Source organism: Cognatishimia activa, assembly GCF_017798205.1.
Lineage (GTDB): Bacteria > Pseudomonadota > Alphaproteobacteria > Rhodobacterales > Rhodobacteraceae > Cognatishimia > Cognatishimia activa_A.
This window is the reverse complement of sequence record NZ_CP060010.1, coordinates 2,301,999-2,326,034: the sequence shown is the minus strand read 5'-3', so window position 1 is coordinate 2,326,034 and position 24,036 is coordinate 2,301,999. Positions and strand designations below refer to the sequence as shown.

Sequence of the window (24,036 nt, the reverse complement as noted above, 5' to 3'; positions counted from 1 at the left end):
ACCTTCAGGCGGCGGCCGATCGTCGCCGCCTGAGCCCAAACCAACCTGTTTCTTTCGGAGATCACGAGATGACGAGTGCTGTGCCACCCACTGGTGCAGGGCCGCTAGCCAAGCGCGAGGCGCGACTGGCCTGGGGCTTGCTGTTCCCTACAATCTTCTCAGTGTCCCTTGTGGTCATCCTCCCGCTTCTTGCGATCTTTTGGGTGAGCTTCAAGCCCATCGGCCTTGAAGACCTTCGCCCACCTGAAACCGTCGTGCGCGAACAGCTGCGGGGGCGCCCAGCTGAAGCTGGCGATGACGCGACATTGCGGTACCGGGTGCGCAATTCGAGCCAGAAAGAAATCCTGACCGGCGTCACAATTTCCGACACGTTGCCAGAAGGCCTGACCATTGTTGCCGTTGATGAGCGTTGCACCTTGGATAACCTGTCTCTGTTTTGCGACCTTGGCGATTTTGAAGGCGGTCAGCGCGAAAACATCGAAATCGATGTGAAAGTCAGCCAGGCTTTTCTGGACGCAGATCCGGACCTGGGCGCGACCCCAACCAAGGCCACGGGGCGTGGCGACAATATCCTCACAAATTCAGAGTTCACCCTCGAGAACTTTGCACGCATCTTCGATGGTCGCGAGTTTTGGGCCGTGCTCTATGCCACGATGTTTTACACGATTGTGGGCACCGTCGGCGCGCTGGTCGTCGGCCTCTTTGCCGCGCTGCTTTTGAACAAGGAATTCAGAGGTAAGGGCATCGTGCGGGGGCTGTATCTGTTCCCCTATGTGGCGCCCGTCATTGCGGTTGCCTTCTCGTGGGTGACGCTGTTTGACCCCTTCTCAGGCTCGGTCAACGCCTTGCTTGTGCAGATGGGCGTCGCTGACAGTCCGATCAACTTTTTCGGACAACGTCCGCAGGCTTTGATCATGGTGACGGTGTTTGAGATCTGGCGCTATTTCCCGCTGTCCTTCCTGTTCATCCTTGCGCGCATGCAGTCCATCGATACCGATATGTATGAGGCGGCGGACATGGATGGGGCCAGCCCGTTTCAGAAGTTCTGGTACCTGAGCCTGCCAATGCTGCTTGGCATTCTGAGCGTCCTATTCCTGCTGCGCTTCATCTGGACGTTTAACAAGTTCGACGACATCTTTTTGCTGACAGGCGGCAATGCCGGCACGCGGACCTTGACCGTCAACGTGTATGAACAGGCGTTTGCGATCTCTAACATTGGGGCAGGCGCAGCTGTGGCTGTTGTGATCTTTGGCTTCCTGCTGGTGTTCTCGATCTTCTTCTTCAAGTTCATGAGCCGGGAGGAAGGGCTATGATCTCCATGCGCAACGGATATCTGACGGCCGCAATCATTGGCTGGTTCTGGGCCTTCACGATCGCAATCATTGTCGCTGTCATCATGTCCTTTTCGACAGGCGACCCGTTTCGCCCGTCTTTCTGGTCAAGCCTTGTCCTTGGCCTGGGTGTCGGCCTGACCACCCTCTTCTTCCGAGACAAACGTCTGCTTTCATTGGCGTTCTCTGTTGTGGCCGTCATTGTAAGCCTTGCCGGATTTGGAGCGATCTTGGTCGGCGAGGACGTGTCCCTAACGATGCTGATCGTGGCAAATGTACTTTTCGCGATCTTCACCGCCTGGCCGCTGCTGGTGATCCTGGACAGCCTAGTGCCCGGCCCTGTGGATAAGCACGAATTCGAAGAGGCGGTGATCCGCTTTCTCACCGGATTTGGCTATATCTTCTTCACGACGATCGTCCTTGTACCGTTTTACGTCATGGTCATGACCAGCCTGAAGAACCAGCAAGAGCTTTTGCAGAACCCACTGGACTTCACGATTGATCTGTCAAAGGGGCTGGACCTGTTCCGCAGCTACTTTGAACTCTTCGGGGATTTCGGGTTCGGCTCTTATCTGTGGACGAGCTTTTACGTCTCGGTGATCACCGTCTTCATCACGCTCGCCTTCTCTATTCCCGGGGCCTATGCCGTAGCGCGGCTGCGCTTTAGGGGCCGTGCCGCTTTTGGCCGGTCGATCCTGCTGATCTACATGGTTCCGATGATCGTCCTCGCCCTGCCAATCTATATCGTGTTTTCGATGACTGGCTTGCGCAACACGATCCTTGGCATCGTGCTGATTTATCCAGTAACAACGATCCCCGTCGCGCTTTACATGCTGCAAGGCTATTTTCGCGGCCTTCCCGCTGAGGTCGAGGAAGCAGGTCTTATGGACGGGCTGTCCCGTTTGGCTGTGATCTGGAAAATCACCCTGCCCCTTGCGCTGCCAGCACTTGCCTCGGTGAGCCTCTACGTCTTCATGATCGCATGGAACGAATTCCTCCTCGCGCTCATGCTTCTGGACGATCCATCGAAATTCACACTGACGCGCGGCGTTGCGTCGTTGAACTCTTCAGAAGTTCCACGGCAGCACCTCATGGCGGGCGCAGTGATCGCAACTTTACCAATTATGGCCCTTTTCCTTGGACTTGAACGCTTCATGACCAAAGGACTGACCGCAGGGAGTGTCAAAGGATGAGCAACCACGACAACGCCGCACTGGACGCACGTGCACGAGATATTCTGATCGCCAACGATCGCGGTGGATATACCATTCCAACCGAGGGTCTCTATCCATACCAGTGGAATTGGGACAGCGCCTTTTGCGGATGGGGCTTTAGCACCTTCGACGTCGAGCGCGCATGGCAAGAATTTGACACGCTGTTTTCCGGCCAATGGCCAAACGGCATGGTGCCTCACATCTTGTTTCGGCAAAACGATCCGGATTATTTCCCGGGCCCTGATGTCTGGGGCACCGAAGGCATTGGGCCAATCCCCTCAGGGGGCATTAGCCAACCGCCGGTGGCCGCGACTTTTGTGCGCAGCGTCTGGGAGCAAAACAAGGACTTTGGAGCAGAACGCGTTGCGGCTCTGCTTCCAAAGATCAAAGCCTGGCACGCATGGTTCATGAAATGGCGTACCTCAAGCGACGGGGCCGTGTTCTTGACCCACCCATGGGAAGCTGGGCGCGACAATAGCCCGGATTGGGACAGCTCTATGGCCATGATCAATCCAGAGGGCGTGGGCGAATACTCACGTCGTGATACCTCCCATGTGGATCCCGCCATGCGCCCGACCAAAGACGAATACGACCGGTATTTGTGGCTGGTCTATCGCGGGCGTGAACGTCGCTGGAACGAAGAAGAACTCTCCAGAGATCGCCCCTTCATGGTCGCGGATCCGACCCTCACCTTCATCCTGCTACGTGCAAACAAGGACCTCTCGTTCATGATGAACGCAATGGGGATGGACACATCCGAAGTCGACGCTTGGTCCGAGCGGCTCATGAAAGGCGCGCAGTCGCTGCGCAATCCGGACACCGGTCTGTTCAACGCAATCAACCTGCGCTCGGGCGAACACACTGGCCACGTCACCTCGGCGACCTTCTTGGTGTGGTATGCAGGTATGGAGGATCAAGCCTCTCTTGAGGCGATCCGTCAGGAGCTGGCCAATAACACCTACCCTATTCCAAGCCTAGCAAAGACATCGCCATTGTTTGACGGCATGCGGTATTGGCGCGGGCCAACCTGGGCCATCATGAATGCACTGATCGGCATCGGCTTGCAGGACATGGGCCACGACGACGAAGCAGAAACGCTACGCATTCGGACGCGCGCGCTGATCGCGGAACACGGGTTTGCCGAGTATTTCCACCCCGAGACAGGCTCGCCTGCCGGGGGCGGCACATTTTCCTGGACCGCTGCGGTTTGGCTGGCCTGGGCGTCATCTTCAGTGGGAGACAAATAATGGGCGCGATCGAATTAAAAGCCGTCGAAAAATGGTACGGCGAACTTCAGGTCATCAAAGGCATTGACCTGGATATCAAAGACGGTGAGTTCATCATTTTTGTCGGCCCATCGGGATGCGGCAAATCCACGTTGCTCAGAATGATCGGCGGGTTGGAAGAGACGTCACGCGGTGCGATTGTTCTGGACGGCACGGACGTCACGGATCAGCCTCCTTCAAAACGCGGGTTGTCCATGGTGTTCCAATCCTACGCGCTCTATCCGCATATGTCCGTGCGCGACAATATGGGCTTCAGCTTGAAAACGGCCGGCGCTCCGAAGTCGGAAATCAAAGAAAAGGTTGAAGAAGCCGCAAGGGTTCTGAAACTCGAACCGCTGCTGGACCGGCGCCCCAAAGACATGTCGGGCGGTCAACGTCAGCGTGTCGCGATCGGGCGTTCCATCGTGCGGGCTCCGACTGCGTTTTTGTTCGATGAACCGCTGTCCAATCTGGATGCCGCCCTCCGCGTAGACATGCGTCTGGAGATCGCAAAACTTCACCGGTCTCTGGAAACAACGATGATCTACGTCACCCACGATCAGGTCGAAGCTATGACATTGGCGGACCGAATTGTTGTGCTGGACGCGGGTCAAATCGCACAGGTCGGCACACCAAGAGAGCTCTATAATTCCCCGGCCAACTTGTTTGTGGCGCAGTTTATCGGGTCTCCGAAGATGAACGTGATGGGCTGTTCTTTCAGTGGATCGGAATACCAACTGGAAGGCGCACGAGGCGGAAAATACACGGGATCAGGTCAGCCTGCCCATGTCGGCATCCGTCCCGAGCATATTACCTTTTGCGACGTCGGCTCTGGACAATGCGACGGTGAAGTAGAGGTTGTCGAATACCTCGGTGCCGATTGTTTTGTATTCGTCAATTGCGGTCCCTTAGGCGTTCTTAACGTACGTGTCGGTGGCGGAGAAACCTACGAAGTTGGCCAAAAGGTGGGACTGTCGTTCCAATCAGAGCACGTGCACTTTTTCAGCTCGGATGGGGCTGCAGTTTAATAAAGTTTGCGCGTAGGGCCGACTTTAGTGCGTTGCACAACGATAGTCCGTTTCAACTGAAGGACTATTTAAAGGTCGCGTGGAAATTGCAGCACAATGAGGCCTCCGGTTTGCGCCGCAGGCCTCTCGAACTTCCCAAAAACTAACGCCCAAGCGTTTCCACAACCAATTCCGCCGCCGCAGCACCAGAGAATTGCTGTTGACCCGTGATGAGGTTGCCGTCCCGCACCGCAAAAGGTTTGAACACTGACTGAACCACAAAATTTGTGTCGTCGAGTTTGCGCGCCTCTTCCTCGATCCAAAACGGCTGAATCTTTTGACCTACGAAGTCGTCAGCGAATTGCTCCTCAGCGTCGGCAAAGCCCGTCCAAGTCTTTCCTTTCACAAGGAGATCCCCGTTCGAAAGCCGCGTCTTGAGCAGGATTGACGTGCCGTGGCAAACGATGCTGACAACCTTGCCCGCCTCATAGGCCTTGGCAATGAAGGCGTGCAGTTCCTCATCATCAATCATGGTCACCATCGGAGATTGGCCGCCCGCCACAAAGACTGCGTCGTAGTCATCCAATGAGACTTTGGCGATTGGCTTGGTCCCCTCGAGCAAAGCGCTGTGGGTCGCCGATTTTTTGAACCCCAACGAGATGATGTCATGGGCAGAGTATTGGCTGTCGTCTTCAGGATCTGAAAATCCGTCGGCCATCAGATCCCCTCCTTTTGGGGAAACAATCTCGACCTCGTAGCCAGCTTCCGTAAATGTCCAATATGGGTGCGTGACTTCTGCCCACCAGAAGCCCACAGGCCAGCCGGTGGTCGGCGAGGTGCCAGGGTTCGCGACGATCATGAGAACGCGTTTGGTTCCAAGTGTGTCAATAGATGCAGACATGGTCATTGCCTTTCTAGATTGCTGTTTTAGTTGAAGGAAAAATCCAGCGCGCCAAGATACGCGTGACGCGCGGCATGATGAAATAGGTCATGAGAGTGACCTGAAGGATGACCGTGACCAGAAGGCGAAGGGCCAGCGGCCAGTTGCCAATCACTGGGCCAAGCGCCAGATTCAGCAGCAAAACCAGCACAAACACGACCACGAGCAAAACCAGCGCCATACGATGCGGAGACGGTTGCGCGACAACCGTACCCTTTGGCGCTTCAAACCAAACCTCAAGCCCAGTGGTCCGATCCCACACCGCGTCTGCCGCCACATGGGCAGCGATCTCACCAAGGTAACGCGCCCGCATTTCAGAACGCTCAAAAGCCTCCAGCGCCTCTAGGCTCGCGAAACGGAACACGCTTGTGTAAGGCGCTCCAGTGTTTGAGGGTTTTTGAAACTGCGCTCCAAGATAGCCTTGCAGCGCTTGTGCCTCTGACGTCAGTCGGTTCAGCCAGTTTTCGTAGAATTGCTCTGAACCTGCCTTGACGCGGCGACGCACGACGATGGTGACCGGTTCGCTCATTTGACCGTCCTCGGCATTGCGCCAAAGGCCCAATCACGCCCATGTTTCTGTGCAATGGCCTGATTGATCCAAGCGAGAGCGAATGGTTCAAGCAGCCGCGCTTTGGAAAGCCCACCTGCGTCCAGTGGCTCGAACCCCAGATCGACAAGCAAGGATGCAACAACCTTTTTGGCGACCTCGTTGTCACCTGCAAGGAACTGCACCGGAGCGTGGGCGAAACCAGTGGTATCAGCCATCACCTCGGCGCCCACCTGATTGAGCGTCTTGATAACGTGCGCGCCCGGCAATTTCGCCTGCAACTGCTCGGCCCCCGAAGTCGTATGTCCTATCGCCAGCCCCATGCCGTCTGGACCCATGGCGATCGGGTTTGTGCAATCGATAACTGGTTTGTCTGCAGCGATAATCGTCTGTGCGATGCTCTCAAGCGCTGCAAATGGCACCGCTAGCACTACGACATCGGCCCAGTTTGCTACTTCTGATGCGTTGGGCGAGGTCTCGCGCCCGCCGAGCTGAACCTCGTGGCCAGCAGCTCGCCAACCTACGGCCAACGCGGAACCAACCCGTCCCTTCCCGATAATCCCAATCCGCATGACATCTCTCCATTGCCTTGACGTTGATCGAGAGATAGAGAGATCAAAGCTTAAATGAAAACGAATTGGGTTAAATGTGAATATCGATGAAATCGAATTGCGCAGGTTAGATCTGACGGTCCTGTTGGTTTTCACCAACCTGATGCGGCTGCGGAAAGCCTCTTATGTCGCCGAGCACATGGGCTTGACACAGTCTTCGATCAGCCATTCGATCAAACGTTTGCGCGAAACCTTTGGTGATCCACTTTTCCTACGCACTCCTAAGGGCATGGAGCCAACCGCAGTCGCACTTGGGCTGGAACCAAAGATCCGCAGCGTTGTCGAAACATTGTCGCAGGCGATAAGCGCACCCGTGATCTTTGATCCGGCGTCATCTACTGAGACCTTACGCTTAGGGGCATTTGACAATGAGATGACAACGCTCATTCCGCGTTTTCTTCAGGTTGTTCGCTCGGATGCGCCGGGCATGCGCGTCAGCATCCTACCCCTAGGCCGCCGTCCAGCAGTCGACGCTTTGGAGCACGGTGACATAGACCTCGCACTGGGCTTTGCCTGGAGCTTGCCGCGCAGCATCAAACAGGTAAAGCTATATGAAGAAGGCTACAGTGTCGTATTGCGTCAGGGGCATCCGCTTGCGCAGGCCCAGATGACCCTTGAGGCTTATGTCAGTGCAGAGCACCTCATCGTTTCTCCCCGCGGCGATCACAGAGGGATCGTCGATGACGCGTTGGAAAAATTCGGAAGTATGCGACAGGTGACAACGGCGGTGCCGCAATTCTTGCCAGCGCTTTCCATCGTCGCCACGACGGACTTGATCGCGACGATGCCGAGCCGGCTGGTTGCGACCCAAGCAGGACGCTACCAGCTCGTGTCATGTCCACCGCCTATCGAAATCCGTCCATTCACCGTTTCCGCCATGCATCATGAGCGCAACTCGAACAATCCCATGCACCAGTGGGCCATCTCAGCTTTGTCAGAAATCGCAAATGATGCGGCTCAAATGTGATGCGCGAAGGCGCAAGATGCTTTTACCAAGTACCTTTTTTAGGAAATTTATGGCGTGTTGGTAAGGCACTGACTTTATTCGTTTCTCTCAACTGATATCAAGCATCTCAGGTTTGGCTTGTGAGTGCTATGGGTGTGGCAAGAATGGTTGCGGCGCGTCATCGGCAAACCAATGCCCACGTTCAGCTTCGAACGCCAATGCAGCCTGGAACACGGTGGCTTCATCGAACGGTCGTCCGACAATTTGGATTGCAATTGGCACTTGATTTTCCGCCTGTGACACCGGCACGGACAACACCGGATGTGTGCTTAGCATGTTGAACGGTGACGTCATGACCCAGCCCAGCATTGGGTCGACAGTTTGGCCTGCGACCTGCAAACTCTGGGAACCTGGATCGAAGTCGGCAGCGACTGCTGGGACAGTTGTCGTCGGACATATGAAAAGATCATACTGCGACATGACTGCGCCAAAACTCTGCGCTGCCGCGCCGGCTGTTGTAAGCGCTGCAAAATAGTCTTTGGGCGTTACCTCCAAACCGGCTTGTGCAAAGGATCGGGCGTAGGGTGTAAGTTTTTCCCAATCCTCCGCGGTGTCTGGCGCAATCGATGTCCCGAAAATATGCCGGAGATGGGTCAACGTGGCGTCCAGCACGTCCGCCTTCCATGGTAGAACGACCTCCTCCACCCGTGCGCCCAGATCGGTGAACAGCTGGATTGCTTTATCCAGAGACGCCACAACCTCAGGATCGACTGGAAAAAATCCGAGGTCCGAAGAGACTGCTAAACGAAGGCCCTTGATACTGGCATCGCCCGGCGCAATGCGCTGATAGGGCAGCGTTGTGGGGTCTTCAGCATGAGGACCTGACAAAACGTTTTGAAACAACAAGGCGTCCGCAACAGTGCGGGCCATCGGACCTGTGTGACAATAGGTATCCAGATTGAACGGTGCATCGACAGGGTTTCGCCCACGCGGTGGCTTGTAGCCGACGACGCCACAACATGCGGCTGGGATTCTGATCGATCCAGCGATGTCAGACCCGGTGGCCAAGGTGGCCGAACCCGCGGCAAGCGCCGCCGCAGCCCCGCCCGATGACCCACCGGGCGTCATGTCCAGGTTCCACGGATTGCGCGTGATCCCCCAGCGTTTTGACAAAGTCACTGCGGCGCAGGAATATTCGGGGGTCGCGCTGCGCGCATGCACAATACCGCCAGCTCGGAGCACCCGTTGGTTGATAGGCGAGGTTGCAGGCTGTGCAATGTCCTTAGATAGAAGTGAGCCCGCCGACGTTGGTTGCCCCGCGATATGGCCGGAATCCTTCACCGCAACGCAGATACCATCAAGAGGAAATGGGTTATCAGCGGTTTTGCCCATATACCGTTTTTCGGCCTCGCGAGCCGCATCGCGCGCCTGATCGAAATAGGTATAGGTCAGTGCATTTACATCCGGCTCAGTTTGCCTCGACCTCGCTATAACAGCATCCACCACCTCGACCGGCGACAATGCCCGTTGCCTATAGGCCGTCAAAATTTCCGAGGCAGAAAGATAGGCCAGTTGAGTCATTGCGGTACCGTCTGGGCCTCAACCGCCTTCCTCATGACAGAGGTAATTTCTTCGATGTCCGCATCGGTACATATATACGGCGGCGCGATTGCCAAAACCGAGCCGATAAGTCGGAAGAAGACGCCCAAGCGCTCAGCTTCCTCGCCTACAGCACGAGCAAGCGCGTCGGTGTTGAATTCGACGGCGGCCAACATGCCACTATGACGGACATCCAGAACACCAGGCGCGTCTCGCAATGGCGCCAACCCATCTGCGATCAAATTGCCTAATCGCCCGACGTGAGCGGTTAAATCCATCTCTTCATATATGTCGAGACATTCCAGCGCGACCGCTGCCCCCACCGGATGGCCTCCGTAAGTGACGCCATGGCCCAAAGTGCCGTTTTTACCTGCTAGCGCCTCAATCGCTTCATAGATTTTTCCAGACACCGCAACGGCTGACATCGGAAAGACCGAGGCCGTGAGTTGCTTTGCCAGCGTCATCATGTCGGGACGGATATCGTAGGTTTCGCAAGCGAACCATTCTCCAGTCCGCCCGAACCCGCAAATGATCTCATCAGCGATAAGCAGAACATCGTGTTTGGTCAGAACGTTTTGAATCTCGGCCCAATATCCATCCGGGGGCAGGATAACTCCGCCCGCTCCCATCGCTGGCTCGCCGATGAACGCACCAACCGTTTCTGGATCAGCAGCAGAGATCAAAGCATCAAGCTCACGCGCGCGGCGCTTGGAAAAGTCGGCCTCGCTCTCGCCGGGTTCCGCATCCCGCAGGTAATGGGGCCGCCCCGTGCGCAAGACCGCATCCAACGGCAGATCGAACCCGTCATGACAATAGGTTAAGCCGGTCAATGCCGCGCTCATTTGACCAGACCCGTGATATGCGCCCTCCCGCGATATGATCCGTTTTTTCTGTGGGCGATCTTTGGCATTCCAATAATAGCGGACAAATTTCGATGCTGTTTCGACGGCCTCGGATCCGGATGTACCAAAAAACACCCTTTCCATACCCGGCAAACGCGCGACTAGGCGGGCAGCCAATTGATCTGCAACCTCGGGCGTTCGTCCCATGAACGAATGGTAATAGGCAAGTTTACCCATTTGATCCGCCATCGCACGGGTCAACCTTTCAGGGGAAAATCCAAGCGAGGCACACCAGAGCGCAGACACGGCATCAATGTAGGATTTGCCATCGGCATCGACGGCTCTCACGCCGTCTCCCCGAACAAATTGTGTCGGCGGTGTGGTTACGGCCGCTACCGGATCCGTAAACGGAAATATCTGAGCCAAGCGAGCCTCCACACATCGTTTCATCTCAAAATGATACGAGCGCGAAAAGCAGTCAAATTTAAAAACCGCTTCAATTGAATGGGCTGCTTAAGACAAAAGAGCCTTTTCAAAACCGGACTTACTTAACGGTGTTTGGAAACCGTTTCTTCCAATTTCGGTCGCTTATTCGCCAGTCTTGTTCTTCCACATTCTAAGCAAATGGGTGGATCAGATTTTATGCTATGGATCTCGAAATAAGCAGCACTGCCACAGCGAAGAGTAATAAGAGGATAGATCGGTCAAACAATCGCCCCGATACAAATCGCGAGACTTTTTCACCGGCCCAAATAGCCATTCCAAATGGCAAAAGCGCTAACCCGCAATAGAACACATGCTCGAGTTTAAGAATATTCAAGACAGCGAGTGTGGGAATTTGAAACAGCGACATTATGCAAAAGAAGGCTGAAATAGTTCCAATAAACTCGGGTCTTGGGAGTTTCAGGGCGCTCAAGAAGGTAATAGACATTGGCGCAGACAGCCCCCCTGCCCCTTGCAACAGACCACCAAGTAAACCGGCCGGTATAACCAAGCGATCTCCTGCTTCGCGGGATAGCTTCCAATTGGGCTTGGTCAGTTTGAAGCCGACATAGAACAATACGACGCCAGCCATTGTCAGCATCAACGGTGCGTCAGACAAAGATGCCAATAGCAACGACCCGAGTATTGCGCCCAAAGCTCCGGCGAATGCGAACCTGAGAACAAAGGACTTATTGGGCACTTTGTCTCTGAACGCGATCGTGTGCCAAATATTGGAAAGCAGGTTCAAGATGGAGAAGATCGCTACGGCGAAAGCTATGTCAAAGAGTGCGGTTAAAATTGGGACCCCTACAACTGGGGCACCGACGCCAGTCGTTCCTTTGACAAATCCAGCAAGTAGAATTGCCGCTAATGCAATAGCCAGAGTTTCGGCCTGCAAATTTAGTATCTGACCCAGATCCATGGGTGTTCCCTATTATTGGGCGTAGACATTTCGCCAAAAAAAAATGCCCGGCTAGGCCGAGCATTGTCATTATTTTGGAATGGACTTCAAGCTGCGGTCGCCACTCAAAACCTTTCTGCCCGTAGGACCTGCGCATCGGTGACTGAAACAACACCGATGTGACGCTCTACCACCGCGAAAGCGGCTTCCAGCAGACTGTCGAGACGGTCTGGGCGAATAAGGCAAACGATCATCACCATGCCTGCGCGTCCGACTTGACCCTCGCGTGTCCAAGGGCCGGAACGCCCTGATCCGCCGCGCACAGGCACAATGGTATAGCCGGTCACACCGGCTTCGTTCAGTGCATCGGTCAGGCGGCTCTCCAGAGGCCTTTCGATTACAATTTCAACGCGTTTCGCCGAGTGCATTTGCATGTCAGCCTCCAATGAACATCGTGGCAAGCGCGACATAAAGGGGGATGCCGAGCGTCAGGTTAAATGGGAAGGTCACGCCCAAAGACAAAGTCAGATAGACAGAAGGATTAGCTTCGGGCAAGGCCACACGCATGGCTGCGGGCACTGCGATATACGACGCAGATGCTGCGAGAACCATCAGCAAAACCACACCTCCCATCGAAAGGCCAATCATGGCGCCAAGGCCCAAGCCAATTGCGGCACCCATCACGGGCATTGTGACGCCGAAAACAACGGCACTGCTGCCCAGTGCCCCTTTTGATTGGCGCAACCCGCGTCCAGCAACCAACCCCATGTCCAGAAGGAACAGGCACAATACGCCTTTGAAAGGTGCCACAATAAATGGCGCGATCTCGGCAAGCCCTTGTTCACCAGTCACCGTGCCTATTGCGAAACTACCGACCAAAAGCACAATAGAACCATTGAGAAGGATTTCCCGTAGAAGTCCCGGTTCCATCTGCCCGCCTTTGTCACTGCGCGCTACGAGCCATAGCGCTGAAAGGATCGCAGGGGCTTCCATCGCGGCCGCCACCGCCACCATATAGCCTTCAGACGGAATACCTCGCCCTTCCAGAATGGAAGTCGCGGCAACAAAGGTCACGATGCTGATCGAGCCATAGTGGGCCGCCACTGCTGCTGCGTCTAATCGAGACATTCCTGTAATGGTTCTCAGAAACGCAAAAGCGATGAACGGAAGGCTAAATGACAGGAATATTCCGGCGGCAAGTGCCTTTAACAGGGTGCCATCTATTCCATGAGACGCGACCGATGCGCCTCCTTTGAAACCAATGGCAAACAATAGGTAAATCGACATCCCTTTGGCGACCGCCTCTGGAATGGACAGATCCGATCTTGCGAGGGCGGCCGCGAGACCAAGAGCGAAACACAAGATGATCGGAGAGGCCAGGTTGCTACCTGCCAAAGAAAGGATTTCAGTCATATCTTGAGATCTATGCCGCAGAAGGTCCGGTATGGCTGTCGTGCTGAGACCAGGCTTGAGCCTGCGACAGAGTGTCGAGGAGGTCTTCGCGTCCCAGCTCAAGCCTTTGAATCAATTCAAGGCTTGGGTGCGGGTTGCTCCGCTCTTGCGCAAGCCTTTGATCCACAAGGGAAACAAAGATCTGGAGTTCGTGGATGCGGTTACGAAGCGTATTTTGCATGGCGGTCATTATGGTCACCTAAGCCCCTTAAATTCTGGGAAGTATCGTTGCTGACCGGCGATATCGCCCGAAACGACATAAGAATAAATCCACTGAAGGGTGAAAATTTGATAGGAAAAACCTATATTAAAGTCAGGATTTTGGAGAGCCCGCATGAACCCTGACGTTACGCTTCGCCAATTGCGTTACTTTGTTGCCTTGGCTGACACCAGTCACTACCGCAAAGCCGCCGAGTTGGTCGGTGTAAGCCAGCCATCGTTGAGTCAACAGATTGTCGGGCTTGAGGCGGCTCTTGGATTGGAACTGGTCGAGCGTGGCAAGCGCGGTGCTATTCTGACACCCGGCGGCAGAGATGTGCTGGAGCAGTCGCGCATCATTCTGGACCACGTCGAAAGCCTCAGGACCTCTGCACATGGCGCAAAAGAAGGTATCAGTGGCACATTGCGACTTGGATCAACACCGACGCTTGGGCCTTACTTTCTTCCTCAGGTGATGCGCCGAATTCACAAAGAGTATCCAGCTCTGAAAGTGCTCGTCAGGGACGCAGCACCCGCTATCCTCAAAGAGGAACTGCTTCAGGGCCGCCATGACTTTATCCTCACGCAACTGCCATTTCGCTCTGCCGACGTTTCGGTTCGTCGCCTGTTCCGAGAGCCGCTGATGCTCGCTGTCGCGCGCGATCATGCATTGGCCCAAAAGCCGGAGGTACAGGATGCCGATATTGGCGATCTGGATGTGCTCAGCCTCTCTACGGCCTATACGTTGCACAACCAAATTGCATTGTTGTGTGACGAACTAGGAGCGCATCTTCGTTCAGAGTACGAAGGCACAAGTTTGGATGCGATCCGGCACATGGTTTCCTTAGACATGGGCGTTGCATTCTTGCCTGCACTTTATGTGAAATCGGAAGTTGGAAAATCCGCGAATGACGTGACAGTTTTACCCTTCCGTAACAATAGGTTGACGCGATCCATCGGTATGGTATGGCGCAAACAATCGCCTCACGGGACCACTTTGGAGCGGCTCACCGAGATCGTGAAAGAGGTGTCCCAGCAGCATTTTGCGCAACAATTAAGAGCGGAATAGTTGGAAGCGGCAGAGCGTTCGTTCATAGCCCGGCCGATTGATCGACCGAAATTCCTGCAGCACTTCCAGCACGTTAAGCTGCATTACAAGTTTCACCCATTCGGTTCGCAGTTACTGGCGCAGGCACCGCTCCCGAGAAACCGAATTGGCCCGTCTTTAAGTTCTGGACGCTTCGAACTTTGCCCAGGCCTCTTCAAATTTCGCGAAATCGAAGTCGTTGCCTTTAGCGGCATCAAGGATAATCCGCTCAGTCTCCAATAGCTTACGCACGCCAGCCTCCAACTTGCCCATATGCTGTGCAGGGACAACCAGGGCTCCGTGACGATCTGCGTGAACGAAGTCGCCGTCATTGATCGTGAGACCGAAAATCGTAACCGGAGTCGCGATTTCTTTGACGTGGACGAAACCATGGCTCGGGCCAATCGACCCCGCGATCACAGGAAAGCCCTCTGGTAAGTCGCCGAGGTCGCGCATGACGCCATTTGTCAGCGCACCGTTTAGGCCGAAGCCTTTGTGAATTGTGGTATTGATCTCGCCCCAATAGGCGCCGATAGCATCGTCGCCATCGACATCTTCCACCACAGCAATCGCCGGTCGCGGACCGCTGGCCATATGGCGATAATAGTCCATGCGCCGTGCTTTGATGACCTCTGGCGCCTCGGATGGCGGCGCGATGGCCGAAATCTTGGCCGTCCGAGCATAGCCGACAATCGCCCCCTCTTCTGGGGCGCTGGACAGCATGGTGCCGCGGGTGAATTGGTCAAAGCCGCGCTTGCCTTCGACCACCTCAATCGCGTTGCAAACTGTTGGCGTATCCACTTGTTTCAAAAGGGTCAAAAGATCGTCGTTCATGCGGCCTCCAGCCAGCGCGCCAGCGCTTGGTTTGTTGCGTCAGGGTTTTCAAGCGTGGGCAAATGGCCCGCGTCCTCGATGACTTCAAAATCCGCATGTGGCATCAAAGAGGCCATATATTCATGCCGGGTTATTGGGCAGAGCTTATCATAGCGGCCACAAAGGATCAGGGACGGAATAGTGCTGCCGCGCAGGGTTTCGGTTTGATCGGGGCGATCCATCAAGGCGCGGGATTGGCGCAAGAACGCGTGTGGTCCTATGCCCAGCGCCATCTTCATGCAAAGATCCAGAACGTCCTTACGACCGGGCCCGGGCGCGAGGTATTTTGGTTTCATCTCATCCCGCATCACAGATGCAAGCCGCCCTTCACGCACGGCCATCATCTGGGGGATACGACCAGCTTTGACCTGTTCCGTTTCAGCCATCGGATTTGTGTCCATCAGCGCAATTCGCTCGATCCGCTGTGGCGCGATCCGCATCATCTCCATCGCGACGATCCCACCCATCGACAGGCCCGCAACTGCAAAACGCTCGGGTGCTTGGCTCAAAACACGCTCTGCCAGTTTTGTGACACTGGCTTCTTCTGTGATCGAAGCGAAGATCAGATCGTAATCCATTGAAAACGCGTCAACTTGCGGCCCAAAAAGCCGCGCGTCGCACATCATGCCTGGGATCAGAACAAGCGGTGTCATCCCGCCAAAGCTGCGCCTTTTGAAAGGGATCCGAGCTTGGCATAGGCAATATCAGGATCGACGGCGCCGAACCCCGCAAAGGTGCCGAACCCGCAATCGGACCCCGCAATCACGCGATCTGCCCCAACGATGTCGACAAAGCGCGACACACGCTCGGCAACAAGCTCTGGGTGTTCCACGAAGTTCGTGGTCGAATCGACCACGCCGGGCACGAGAACCTTATCCTCTGGAATATCGGCTTTGCGGTCGCGGAAGACGCTCCATTCGTGGCCGTGGCGCGGGTTTGAGGTTTCGAAAAGCACATAGCGCGATTTCGTCGACATCAGCGTGTCAAACATCTTGGACATGGGGATATCGCAGACGTGTGGCCCTTCGTAGTTACCCCAACAGATGTGAACGCGCACTTTCTCGGCCGGCACATCCTGCAGTGCGTGGTTCAGCGCTTCGACATGAGATGCCGCGATCTTTAGGAATTCGTCGTCGGACAAATCATTGAACAGCATATGCCGCGACAGAGCGAGATCGGGGCAGTCGAGCTGCAAGTCCAAGCCAGCACCGACGATGGTTTCATATTCCTCTTTCATGGCATCGGCGAGCGCCGCCAGATAGGCCTCGCGCGTGGCGTAGTGATCGTTTTGCAAGAACAGGGAAATCACCCCCGGCGACGCCGCATTCATGAAGCCCCGTTCAACACCATGTTCCGCCATCGCGTATTTGAGGTTGGTGATGTCCTTTTGCAGCTCTCCTTGCCCCTTGGACTTCACCTCGCCAACGCACATGGGGCGCGCATATTGCGGTGTCCCGCCATCATCCGCCAACCGCTTGAGAAAGCTCGGGAATTGCTTGAGGTCCGCAGGCGCATTGCGCGGGCTATCGCCGTCAAACCCCGTGTAGCGGTCTTTGACATAGGTCGCGTAAGAAATCTTTGAGGTCTCGCCATCACTCACGATATCGACGCCCGCCGCAACCTGCTTGCGCACGGTGTCGTCCACCGCTGCCGCCATGCAGGCATCAAAGGCGTCTTGGTCGTAGTCCTTGCCGTGTTCACGGGCGAAGATGAAATCCACAACGTCTTGGGTACGTGGCAAAGAGCCGACATGGGTCGTCAAAATCTTGGTCATGGCGAGGCCTCTCCTTTTGGCGTCAGTGTCCAGTCCAGGTCAGACCTGCGGGATCGTCAGTTGCAATGATGTGATAGAGCGCAGCTTCGCCGGTCATCGAGGGCGTTGCCCGGTGTGACAGACCTTCTGGGATCGACATAGTGTCACCCGGTGCGAGCGTTGTGGTGCCGCCGTCCCAATCCACGCGCCAATGGCCTTTGACCGGCATCAAGACCGACGGCTTGTCGTGGCTGTGCATTTGATCGCTGGCGGATGCGCGCGAAATGAAATCGACCTCAAACCCGGGCTTGTCTTTCAAAAGGCCGGTTTCCCCGATGACTTTGCAGGGCGATTTGTCGGAATAGGCCATCATGTCCAAATAACGCGCGACATGGTTGGGCAAAACATCTGCTGTGGTGGGCTCTGGTCGCAGGGCGAGTTCTTCGGCCGTCAGCAAGGGCATCGGCTTGACGCCGTCGGGCAGTGCTTCGCCCTTTTTAGTGTCATAGAGCTTGCCGGTTTCGGCCAAGATCAACCCATGGTCGGCGGCGTCTTCGATCACCTGAGGGGCCCACATGACACCGCCGCCGGCATCGTTGCCACCGAGGATCGCCATGATCATTCCATAGTCGGTGCCGATGTTCTCAAAACCGCGGAAAATGCCAGTTGGAATGTTGAAGATATCGCCGGGCTCCAGAGTGACTTCGCCCGCATCGCCCCAGCGCCCCCAAAAGAACCGCCAGCGGCCTGAGAGCACAAAGAATACTTCAGCCGTGCGATGATCGTGCAAAGAGTTGCGGCACTTTGGCGGCTGCCCTGCCGCGCCGATATTAAACCCATGGGGCGTTGTGATGTGCACGTGCTGGTCGGGGCTTTCGCTGACGCCACCTCCGATGATGGTGAAGTTTTCTTTCTGATCACTGCCGGGCGTATGTGCGTCGATAAAGGCAGTCTTACAGGGTTTAAGGTCGCCATAGCGAACGATGCGGGCTTCCATGTCTTGGGGTGTCATTGCGTATTTCCTCTAGAGTTTCCGTGGGTTGCGCGTGCTGTACACGCCCAGCCCGGAGGATGAGGATTGAGCCGCCGCGCGCGCAGCGACGAACGGTGAATGTGAAAGCGGCACAGCGTTTGACTGCTGTCCAACCGATATGTGCCGCAATCGACCACTTAGAGATCCCCAGTCTGCAGGAGGATCTGTTTCCAGACCGAGGTCTCGTCAAAGAGCGTCCATTCGCGACGCAGCTTGATATCACCAGCGATCAGTTCACCAAATTCAGCCTGCGTGATGCCAAGGACAAAGACGTCCTTGCCCGTAGGTGTGCCAAAAGACCCCCAGCCGTCGTGCTTGCCGCTTAGCGTCCAACGCACCGCGGCGCGGGGCGGCATGTTCGGATCATCGCGGCCAATGACGTGCTGCACTTTGAATTCGGCATTCGGGAAGCTCGCACGCAGCCCCATCCAAAACTCATCAGCCCCGTCAAATGACAGCGCCTGAACACCGCCTGGGTATTCCAAGTTCGCGGCACGGTCGTATTCCTTTGGGATGACAGTGAAATCCGCATTCATCATCCGCGTGAGGATATCCGCAAGGCGTTGCCCCCACTCGTTGTCATTGCCATTGCCCTTGTAGGGCCCCTCGACCTCATTTGCCTGCGTGTAGGGCTGAACGCAATTCTCGGGCCCACCTTCGCGCGCGATCAGATCGCGGGCATAGTCCTTGGGATCCCAGCCGAGTTGACGCACGATCGCGCCTTGGTCCCGGATCAGCCACTCATCGTTGATCTGGTTGTTGATCGCGTGGCAATCCGCGAGAATTCGGTAGTGCAGTTTTTTGCCCGTCGGAGCCCCGTAAACACCGGGTTTGGCATGGGTCGCGGTGGAATGCAGGCGGTGCGAGGACAACATCCCCTCTTCGGGCGAACCCGACCAAATCACGTCTTCGCCAAAAAGCGTGCGATCCGGAAATTCCGCCAGGGTCGCCATGGTCGCGCCGATGACATTCTGATTGCCGACCACAACAGAGGCCGGAGACCGCACGACAATGTCGGGCGCATAGTATTCATGCAGCGTGGCGATGCCACGATCTTCCCAGATCTCTTTGGTGATCCCGATGATGTAATCGGGAAAGTCTACGAAACGGTTTGAGAACCCCTTCATTCTGTCCATCCTTCTGGCACGCGGGCCGATTTGCGCAGGACCAGCGGCCCGTCAATTTCTACCTTGCGCGGATTTACGTCTATATCGTTGATTTTGCTTAGAAGTATGTCGACTGTCTCAGCCACCATACGGTTGGCGGGCTGGCGGACGGTTGTGAGGCCATAGGCGGGCCAAGCCGCGGTCGGCACGTCGTCATAGCCAACAACCGAAACATCTTCGGGCACCTTTAGGCCCAGTTCAAACCGCAGCGTGTCCATGACGGCCATTGCCATATGGTCATTTGCAACAAAGACGGCATCAGGCGCGTCCTCTGAGAACATCTCAAGCGTTGCAGCGCGGGCGTCTTCCATGCCGAAGTTGCCGACGCCCCGCTTGTGCAACGTGGTGCCCGCATCTTTCAAACCTTGGGTAAATCCGGCCTCACGGTCTCTTTGGGTCGAGGCGCCTTCCCAACCGGCGATATAGCCGATTTTCTGGTGCCCTCCGGCGATCAGGAACTCCGCAACTTTGCGGCCTCCGGCAATGTTGTCGCTGGTAACGGCAGACATATGCGGCGTGTCTTGCGAGCGGTTGAACATAACCATCGGCACGCCCGCTGCACGGCATCTTTCGCTAAGGTCCGACGTCATGGCCACAGAGGCCGCGATGATCCCATCCACTTGATAATCAAGGATTTCATCAACTACGCCCTCGATATTCCCCGCAGTCTGCGACGCCATAAAGATCAGCACGTGATAGCCTTCGGCCTGCAGCGCATTGGACAGCTTTTCCAGCACATCCGGATAAAATTGGTTTTCCAGATAGGCGACCACAAGACCAATAATCCGCGACTTGCCCGAGACCATCGCGCGCGCCAAAGCGTTCGGACGATAGCCGAGTTCCATAGCCGCCTTGCGCACCTTTTCAGCGGTCTTGCGCGAGGCTGAAGCGCCAGGTGTAAACACGCGGCTGACAGCCGACTGGCTGACCCCGGCGCGTTCTGCGACTTCTGCGGATGTGATCTTAATGACTGTCATTAATCTGCGGTCCAACCTCCATCAATCAGCAAGGCGGATCCTGTGATGAGCGCGCTTGCATCCGACGCGAGGAATACGACTGCCCCCATGATGTCTTCAACCTCTCCGATGCGGCCAAGCTTGATCTTTTCTTCGACCCAGGCCCGCCGCTCGGGGCGGTCAAAGGTCTGTTTGGTTAAAGGCGTGACAATGAAGGTCGGGCAGATTGTATTGATCCGAATGCCTTTTGGGCCCCATTCGATCGCCATCGATTTGGTAAAGCCTTCGACGGCGTGCTTTGTCGCCGCATAGACCGCGCGATCAATGCCCCCGACTTTCGCCATTTGGCTTGAGATATTGATCAACGACCCGCCCCGCCCGGCGTCGACCAGACCTTGCGCAACGGCCTTTGTCAGAAAATATGCGCCTTTGAAATTCAGGTCAGCGACTGCGTCAAAGTCCTCTTCCGTGGTTTCCAAAGCGGCGCTATGGCGCGCAAGGCCTGCAGAATTCACAAGAATATCAAACGGCCCCGCCGCCGTGACAGCGGCGGTCGTGGCCGCGACATCAGAGACGTCTACAGGCATGGTCTGCACATCCCACCCTTGCTCCGACATCTGGCGCGAGATCTCTTCCAGTTTATCGCCAGACCGCGCGGCCAAGGTGACCTCAGCCCCATATTCGGCCAAAGCCGTCGCGCAAGCCAAGCCAATCCCCGAAGACGCCCCCGTCACGAGCGCGCGTTTGCCCTTCAGGTTAAAAGATGGCGTACGTGGCAATGTCATCAAATGTCTCCTACCGGGAACGGAATGCGTCCTTGTACGCGTACTTTATTGAACTCTCGCATACGCGCCAGAACATCCACACCAAGTTGGCGATACGCGTCCAACAGATCGACCATTACCCAGTTTTCACGGATCAGACCGTCCTCGATCCTCCAGAAATCCAAGGACTTCATCGTAATCTTTTTGCCTGCGGGCGCGATCCCCATCCAGCCATCGTGTGTCACGGTCTGGATCATATTGGGCCAACCGGTCACGGCGATGTAGTCGGCGTCTCCGAAGAAGTGATAAGTGATTTTGTGGCGCTCAAACCCGCGGTCGGGCATTGCTTTCAAAAACGGGATCTGGTGCCAATTGCGAAAACCAGCAATCCCCCGACCCGTTCCGATACCCGCGGGTCCGTACCAGTTCATCTTTGGGTGCCAGAACTTTTCCATCTCCATCACTTCGGGCCCGCCCTGCGAGGGGTGCTTTTTGAGATGTTCCAACATGTCGATGACATGATCGCAGGAGACGGTAGACCGTTCCTTGTCCCACGGACCTTCGACAATGCCATCCAGAGTTGCTGGTCCCGGAATGCAGAATTCAAGGCCGAGTGACGGCGCCATGGGCCAGGCTCCTGCCTGCATCATCAGCTCGGGGATGTCCCAGAGCGCCTGAACTTCGACGACTTTGCCGTCGACGAAACGGAAAAATTCGTGAAAGCGCATATGGGCCAGATGCCCCGTCGGTGGGATGTCCAGCCAAGGCGCAACGAAAGTGCCGATGTAGTGGCCACCACAGCCGATCCAATCCTCTTCGTGATCGGCGGTCAGCCCGCCCATGACGATCCAGTCCCGGCGTTCCAGATCCGGCATGGACTGAAACAGTGGCGCGTAGCAGGTGTCATAAAAGGCATCAGGGCCAGTCATGTCATCCAGCGGATAGGGCATGTGGATGACGGCATCCTCGGCAATGAGGGCGCGAAGGGCTGCTCGAACGCCCTTTTCGTCAAAGTTGTACATCGCCTCGCGCAGAGGCGCGATCAAGGCTTTGTTGGTTGTGTGTACGTCGGTCATTCTTGTCTCTTTGGTCTTGCGACAGCGCCCTTAAGGGCGTGTCGCACACAGTCTTGGCTATTCCGCGGCCATCCGGCGTGGTGCACCCGTGCCATAGGGCACATTCACACCCCCATAGCGCCGCACGCGAACGTTGCATTGTTCAGCGTGGCCGACAAAGCCCTCTAGCATACACAAACGAGAGCCGTATTCCCCGATCATCGTCGCGGCCTCATCGGTCAGAACCTTCTGATAGCTGTGCGTTTTCAGGAACTTACCGACCCAAAGACCACCGGTGTAGCGGCCCGCTTTCTTGGTGGGCAACGTGTGGTTCGTGCCAATAACCTTGTCGCCATTTGACACATTGGTTCGCGGACCAAGGAACAACGCGCCATAGCAGGTCATATTCTCAAGGAACCAATCATCGCGATCGGTCATGACCTGTACGTGTTCAGACGCAATGTCATCCGCCACTTCGAGCATTTCGTCATAGGTGTCACACACGATGACCTCGCCATAGTCCTCCCAGCTCACAGAGGCGGTGCTGGCGGTTGGCAAGATTGTCAGAAGCCGATCAATTTCGCTGAGGGTGTCCTCGGCTAGTTTGCGCGAATTCGTAAGCAGGACAGCGGGCGAGTTATAGCCGTGCTCGGCCTGCCCCAGCAAATCCGTGGCACAAAGCTCTGCGTCAACGGTTTCATCGGCAATGACCATGGTTTCGGTCGGACCAGCAAAGAGGTCGATACCGACCCGACCGAAAAGCTGCCGCTTCGCTTCGGCGACAAATGCGTTGCCCGGGCCCACAAGCAGGTGCACAGGATCAATACTTTCAGTGCCAATCGCCATCGCACCCACGGCCTGGATGCCACCCAGCACATAGATTTCATGCGCGCCACCAAGATGCATAGCAGCGATCACGGCAGGGTTCGGCTCTCCGTTAAAGGGCGGCGTGCAGGCGATGATACGCGGCACGCCAGCCACTGAAGCGGTGGCAACGGACATATGCGCAGACGCCACCATCGGGAATTTGCCACCGGGCACATAGCAGCCGACAGACTGCACAGGGATGTTCTTGTGACCCAAAATCACACCGGGCAGCGTTTCCACTTCGATATCCAACATGGAATCCCGCTGCGCTTGCGCAAAATTGCGCACCTGTTCCTGCGCGAATTTGATGTCGGCCATATCTTCCGGGCTGACCTTGGCGATGATCGCCTGAATTTCGTCGTCCGACAGCCGATAGCTCTCGCGATCAAAATTGTCGAACTTATTGGCCAGCTCGCGCACAGCGGTGTCACCGCGCTGCTCGATGTCTTTCAACGTTGCCGAAACAATCGCTGCTGTTTTCGCGTCGTCCTCGGCTCGATCCGCTTCGGGTTTACCGCGTTTCAGATACTCAATTGCCATGACTTTCACCTTCATTTTGTGGGGAGACCCCATCGAATTTTTCCCAGCCTTCGCCGTCGAACACATCAACGCCCAACTGCGCGGCCACATGGGCGAAATCCACATTCACCCAATTGTCGACGATCTTGCCGTCGACGACTTTCCAGAAATCCATGTAGCGGATTTCAACACGTTTCCCGGTCGGCGCGATCCCAAGGAATTCGCCGGAATGGGTTGCTTCTTGGCGCCCAAACGCCGCTGCCCATTCGCCCATGTAAAGGCGGGCTTCATCGATACAGACCTTGTCACTAAAGGCTGCCTGGAACGGGCGTTGCCAATTGTCTTGAAAGGCTTTCAGACCCAATTTGGTGCCGCAGCCTTGGTTGCCCATCCAGCGAAAACCATCGCTAAAGAACTGGCCAATATCGTCGATCCGGTGATCGTTCAGACCATCCACCATGCCTTCGATCACGGCACGGGTTTCATCGGTCTTGCTCATGTCTGTGTCGCGGGACAAAACCGCTTGCTCGGGGCGAGAACCTTTCATCTGAGGTCTCCTTTCAGTGTGCATTGAGGGAAAAAAGAGGGCGCAAAGCCTCTCTTTATAAAGTCCCTCGGCATCCTGTT

Annotated in this window: 25 protein-coding genes; 6 read left to right on the top strand and 19 right to left on the bottom strand. The window is 55.9% G+C overall.

The genetic code is table 11. The features are described 5' to 3' along the window. Window positions 1-68 precede the first annotated feature (68 nt). From HZ995_RS11415 to HZ995_RS11400, 4 genes are read left to right on the top strand one after another with little or no spacing between them, the layout of a single operon-like run. On the top strand, window positions 69-1,313 hold the full coding sequence (locus tag HZ995_RS11415) for a sugar ABC transporter permease (protein ID WP_209355778.1): 1,245 nt from the start codon (window positions 69-71) through the stop codon (window positions 1,311-1,313). Then, window positions 1,310-2,524 carry a carbohydrate ABC transporter permease gene (locus HZ995_RS11410; RefSeq protein WP_209355777.1) on the top strand — a complete coding sequence of 405 codons (1,215 nt, stop codon included), beginning with the start codon at window positions 1,310-1,312 and terminating at the stop codon, window positions 2,522-2,524. The genes HZ995_RS11415 and HZ995_RS11410 overlap by 4 nt, the downstream gene beginning before the upstream one ends. After that, on the top strand, window positions 2,521-3,792 hold the full coding sequence (locus HZ995_RS11405) for an MGH1-like glycoside hydrolase domain-containing protein (protein WP_209355776.1): 1,272 nt from the start codon (window positions 2,521-2,523) through the stop codon (window positions 3,790-3,792). The genes HZ995_RS11410 and HZ995_RS11405 overlap by 4 nt, the downstream gene beginning before the upstream one ends. After that, window positions 3,792-4,838 carry an ABC transporter ATP-binding protein gene (locus tag HZ995_RS11400; RefSeq protein WP_209355775.1) on the top strand — a complete coding sequence of 349 codons (1,047 nt, stop codon included), beginning with the start codon at window positions 3,792-3,794 and terminating at the stop codon, window positions 4,836-4,838. The genes HZ995_RS11405 and HZ995_RS11400 overlap by 1 nt, the downstream gene beginning before the upstream one ends. Before the next feature lie 142 nt (window positions 4,839-4,980). On the opposite strand, the gene HZ995_RS11395 is transcribed toward HZ995_RS11400, so the two are convergent. From HZ995_RS11395 to HZ995_RS11385, 3 genes are read right to left on the bottom strand one after another with little or no spacing between them, the layout of a single operon-like run. Next, window positions 4,981-5,718: a type 1 glutamine amidotransferase domain-containing protein gene (locus HZ995_RS11395; protein ID WP_209355774.1), complete on the bottom strand. Its 738-nt coding sequence runs from the start codon at window positions 5,716-5,718 to the stop codon at window positions 4,981-4,983. A 13-nt stretch (window positions 5,719-5,731) separates the two neighbouring features. Continuing rightward, the gene (locus tag HZ995_RS11390; protein WP_209355773.1) at window positions 5,732-6,286 is read right to left on the bottom strand and encodes an antibiotic biosynthesis monooxygenase; all 555 of its coding nucleotides are present in this window, start codon (window positions 6,284-6,286) and stop codon (window positions 5,732-5,734) included. Next, a complete protein-coding gene (locus tag HZ995_RS11385) occupies window positions 6,283-6,876 on the bottom strand; it encodes an NADPH-dependent F420 reductase (RefSeq protein WP_209355772.1) in 594 nt (197 codons plus the stop codon). The genes HZ995_RS11390 and HZ995_RS11385 overlap by 4 nt, the downstream gene beginning before the upstream one ends. A gap of 76 nt (window positions 6,877-6,952) precedes the next feature. Between HZ995_RS11385 and HZ995_RS11380 the strand changes: the two genes are divergently transcribed. Next, window positions 6,953-7,882 carry a LysR family transcriptional regulator gene (locus HZ995_RS11380; RefSeq protein ID WP_209355771.1) on the top strand — a complete coding sequence of 310 codons (930 nt, stop codon included), beginning with the start codon at window positions 6,953-6,955 and terminating at the stop codon, window positions 7,880-7,882. Between the two features lie 126 nt (window positions 7,883-8,008). Here HZ995_RS11380 and HZ995_RS11375 read toward each other — a convergent pair whose 3' ends face one another. The 6 genes from HZ995_RS11375 to HZ995_RS11350 form a co-directional block, all read right to left on the bottom strand. Then, window positions 8,009-9,442 carry an amidase gene (locus HZ995_RS11375; protein ID WP_209355770.1) on the bottom strand — a complete coding sequence of 478 codons (1,434 nt, stop codon included), beginning with the start codon at window positions 9,440-9,442 and terminating at the stop codon, window positions 8,009-8,011. Continuing rightward, on the bottom strand, window positions 9,439-10,650 hold the full coding sequence (locus tag HZ995_RS11370; protein ID WP_209355769.1) for an aminotransferase class III-fold pyridoxal phosphate-dependent enzyme: 1,212 nt from the start codon (window positions 10,648-10,650) through the stop codon (window positions 9,439-9,441). Before HZ995_RS11370 ends, HZ995_RS11375 begins: the two co-directional genes overlap by 4 nt. Window positions 10,651-10,942: 292 nt before the next feature. Next, window positions 10,943-11,707, bottom strand: a complete 765-nt coding sequence (locus HZ995_RS11365; protein ID WP_209355768.1) for a sulfite exporter TauE/SafE family protein — start codon at window positions 11,705-11,707, stop codon at window positions 10,943-10,945. A gap of 104 nt (window positions 11,708-11,811) precedes the next feature. Continuing rightward, window positions 11,812-12,120 (bottom strand): DUF3240 family protein, encoded by a 309-nt coding sequence (locus HZ995_RS11360; RefSeq protein ID WP_209355767.1) that lies wholly within the window; start codon window positions 12,118-12,120, stop codon window positions 11,812-11,814. 1 nt (window position 12,121) lies between these two features. Then, entirely contained in the window at window positions 12,122-13,099 is a 978-nt protein-coding gene (locus tag HZ995_RS11355; RefSeq protein ID WP_209355766.1) for a sodium-dependent bicarbonate transport family permease, read from the bottom strand. A 10-nt stretch (window positions 13,100-13,109) separates the two neighbouring features. After that, window positions 13,110-13,328: a hypothetical protein gene (locus tag HZ995_RS11350; RefSeq protein ID WP_209355765.1), complete on the bottom strand. Its 219-nt coding sequence runs from the start codon at window positions 13,326-13,328 to the stop codon at window positions 13,110-13,112. A 144-nt stretch (window positions 13,329-13,472) separates the two neighbouring features. On the opposite strand from HZ995_RS11350, the gene HZ995_RS11345 reads away from it, so the two are divergent. Then, window positions 13,473-14,405 carry a hydrogen peroxide-inducible genes activator gene (locus HZ995_RS11345; protein ID WP_209355764.1) on the top strand — a complete coding sequence of 311 codons (933 nt, stop codon included), beginning with the start codon at window positions 13,473-13,475 and terminating at the stop codon, window positions 14,403-14,405. A 156-nt stretch (window positions 14,406-14,561) separates the two neighbouring features. Here the strand turns inward: HZ995_RS11345 and HZ995_RS11340 are convergent, their stop codons facing one another. The 10 genes from HZ995_RS11340 to HZ995_RS11295 all read right to left on the bottom strand — a co-directional run bounded on the left by HZ995_RS11340 (window position 14,562) and on the right by HZ995_RS11295 (window position 23,956). After that, complete coding sequence (locus HZ995_RS11340; RefSeq protein WP_209355763.1) at window positions 14,562-15,257, bottom strand: RraA family protein; 696 nt, start codon at window positions 15,255-15,257, stop codon at window positions 14,562-14,564. Further along, window positions 15,254-15,949: an alpha/beta fold hydrolase gene (locus tag HZ995_RS11335; protein WP_209355762.1), complete on the bottom strand. Its 696-nt coding sequence runs from the start codon at window positions 15,947-15,949 to the stop codon at window positions 15,254-15,256. The genes HZ995_RS11340 and HZ995_RS11335 overlap by 4 nt, the downstream gene beginning before the upstream one ends. Next, entirely contained in the window at window positions 15,946-17,070 is a 1,125-nt protein-coding gene (locus HZ995_RS11330) for a cobalamin-independent methionine synthase II family protein (protein WP_209355761.1), read from the bottom strand. Before HZ995_RS11330 ends, HZ995_RS11335 begins: the two co-directional genes overlap by 4 nt. 22 nt (window positions 17,071-17,092) lie before the next feature. Further along, window positions 17,093-18,061, bottom strand: a complete 969-nt coding sequence (locus tag HZ995_RS11325) for a cupin domain-containing protein (RefSeq protein WP_209355760.1) — start codon at window positions 18,059-18,061, stop codon at window positions 17,093-17,095. A 158-nt stretch (window positions 18,062-18,219) separates the two neighbouring features. Next, window positions 18,220-19,209, bottom strand: a complete 990-nt coding sequence (locus tag HZ995_RS11320; protein WP_209355759.1) for an ester cyclase — start codon at window positions 19,207-19,209, stop codon at window positions 18,220-18,222. Then, window positions 19,206-20,225: a LacI family DNA-binding transcriptional regulator gene (locus tag HZ995_RS11315; RefSeq protein WP_209355758.1), complete on the bottom strand. Its 1,020-nt coding sequence runs from the start codon at window positions 20,223-20,225 to the stop codon at window positions 19,206-19,208. Before HZ995_RS11315 ends, HZ995_RS11320 begins: the two co-directional genes overlap by 4 nt. Continuing rightward, window positions 20,225-20,989 carry an SDR family NAD(P)-dependent oxidoreductase gene (locus HZ995_RS11310; protein WP_209355757.1) on the bottom strand — a complete coding sequence of 255 codons (765 nt, stop codon included), beginning with the start codon at window positions 20,987-20,989 and terminating at the stop codon, window positions 20,225-20,227. The genes HZ995_RS11315 and HZ995_RS11310 overlap by 1 nt, the downstream gene beginning before the upstream one ends. Next, a complete protein-coding gene (locus tag HZ995_RS11305; RefSeq protein WP_209355756.1) occupies window positions 20,989-22,044 on the bottom strand; it encodes an ester cyclase in 1,056 nt (351 codons plus the stop codon). Before HZ995_RS11305 ends, HZ995_RS11310 begins: the two co-directional genes overlap by 1 nt. Before the next feature lie 57 nt (window positions 22,045-22,101). Beyond that, a complete protein-coding gene (hisD, locus tag HZ995_RS11300; RefSeq protein ID WP_209355755.1) occupies window positions 22,102-23,430 on the bottom strand; it encodes a histidinol dehydrogenase in 1,329 nt (442 codons plus the stop codon). Further along, complete coding sequence (locus HZ995_RS11295; RefSeq protein WP_209355754.1) at window positions 23,420-23,956, bottom strand: ester cyclase; 537 nt, start codon at window positions 23,954-23,956, stop codon at window positions 23,420-23,422. The genes hisD and HZ995_RS11295 overlap by 11 nt, the downstream gene beginning before the upstream one ends. Between the last annotated feature and the right edge of the window lie 80 nt (window positions 23,957-24,036).